Raw genomic sequence first — 1,961 nt, 5'->3', positions numbered from 1 at the left:
AATCAGGGCAACATTCAGAAGCTCCTTATTACAAAACTCCTTCGGACATAGCTAGTCTTAATCCCTTTTAAATCAAGGCAACATTCAGAAGCAAGCAAAGACGAAAGGCGAAGCAACTAAGAATTGTCTTAATCCCTTTTAAATCAGGGCAACATTCAGAAGCTACCGCCGCCACTGTGTGAAATATTTGCAGCGTCTTAATCCCTTTTAAATCAGGGCAACATTCAGAAAGGTAAAAATTCAAAATATCTTAAAATACTTGTGTCTTAATCCCTTTTAAATCAGGGCAACATTCAGAAAACCATCTTGCTGGGCAAACACCGCATCGTCAGTGTCTTAATCCCTTTTAAATCAGGGCAACATTCAGAAGAACTTGAAGGTGAAATTGTGGCAGTTGTGATGGGTCTTAATCCCTTTTAAATCAGGGCAACATTCAGAAGCTTTAGCTCGTGAGATGGGCAAATCATCGCGTCTTAATCCCTTTTAAATCAGGGCAACATTCAGAAAAAATGACCGACATTAAACGCGCAAAAGAAATCCGTCTTAATCCCTTTTAAATCAGGGCAACATTCAGAAATTTGCCCGGTACGGTCTGATTCACCTGCCGGGGTCTTAATCCCTTTTAAATCAGGGCAACATTCAGAAGCGAAGGTTATCCAGTGGCTATGTCAATCAAGGGGTCTTAATCCCTTTTAAATCAGGGCAACATTCAGAACTAAATCCCCTGTAAGGCAAGTTGAAACTAAATGTCTTAATCCCTTTTAAATCAGGGCAACATTCAGAAACCCAGTAAAGGACGAAATGTTCTGGTCGATAGTGTCTTAATCCCTTTTAAATCAGGGCAACATTCAGAAGCCGTTTTGGGTTGCATTGGGTATGTTACATATAGGTCTTAATCCCTTTTAAATCAGGGCAACATTCAGAAATGAGACTGTCACTAAGGTTGTGAAGGTTTCTGGTCTTAATCCCTTTTAAATCAGGGCAACATTCAGAAAACGGCAAACGCCACATTTCCCACCATGAAATTGTCTTAATCCCTTTTAAATCAGGGCAACATTCAGAATACCCTAAGGCGCAGCAGTTGATCTATGCCGGAGAGGTCTTAATCCCTTTTAAATCAGGGCAACATTCAGAAGAGACAATCAAATGGCTAAGCCGAATAATACCGGTCTTAATCCCTTTTAAATCAGGGCAACATTCAGAACAAACGTGATACGGAGCCTGAACTTATGGAAGTTGTCTTAATCCCTTTTAAATCAGGGCAACATTCAGAAATGGAAAAGTCTCGACTTCGAGATAATTGTCAAGAGTCTTAATCCCTTTTAAATCAGGGCAACATTCAGAACATATTTGTACGCGAAAGGCGGAAATGTCCGCCGTCTTAATCCCTTTTAAATCAGGGCAACATTCAGAACACACAGACGCAGTGTGCAGTCCAATCAACATGGTCTTAATCCCTTTTAAATCAGGGCAACATTCAGAAAACGCAGACGGAGACAAGAGATGAACATCAACAAGTCTTAATCCCTTTTAAATCAGGGCAACATTCAGAAGCTCGTGTCTGGTCGAGCTTTTTAATCAATGACTTGCAGAGACCCTTAGCGGAAAAATCGCTGTATAAAAAGTTGTCATGGCTAAAAAATAGACATCATGTATTGTTAAACAGCGCACCCGATGTCATGACCGGGTTAGTCCGATGATTCTAGTACATTTTATCAGCAGATAACAGCCCTGTTGAGCCAACAGGGTGTGACCGGAAGTGGTGCTTAGCACAATTATCACCCTCCGAATTACCCCTCACCCCCCTGCCCCCTCTCCCTCAAGGGGCGAGGGGGAGTAAGAAAGATGTTTTTTAGCCCCTCTCCCCTTGAGGGACGACCCTGTAAGGGGCTGGGTGCGGGGTTGGGGTGAGGGGTAACGGCGAAGCCGCAAAAATAGCATCACTTCCGGTCACACCCAAT

At 42.6% G+C, this 1,961-nt stretch carries 1 CRISPR repeat array.

Annotated elements, in window-relative coordinates:
* Positions 1–54: 54 nt before the first annotated feature.
* Positions 55–1,553: a CRISPR direct-repeat array (repeat unit 36 nt; unit sequence GTCTTAATCCCTTTTAAATCAGGGCAACATTCAGAA).
* Positions 1,554–1,961 lie beyond the last annotated feature (408 nt).

Source organism: Thiothrix sp. UBA5583 (assembly GCA_002425225.1).
Lineage (GTDB): Bacteria > Pseudomonadota > Gammaproteobacteria > Thiotrichales > Thiotrichaceae > Thiothrix > Thiothrix moscowensis.
Note: the sequence above shows the minus strand (reverse complement) of the source record. Positions and strands in the feature narration are given on the sequence as shown.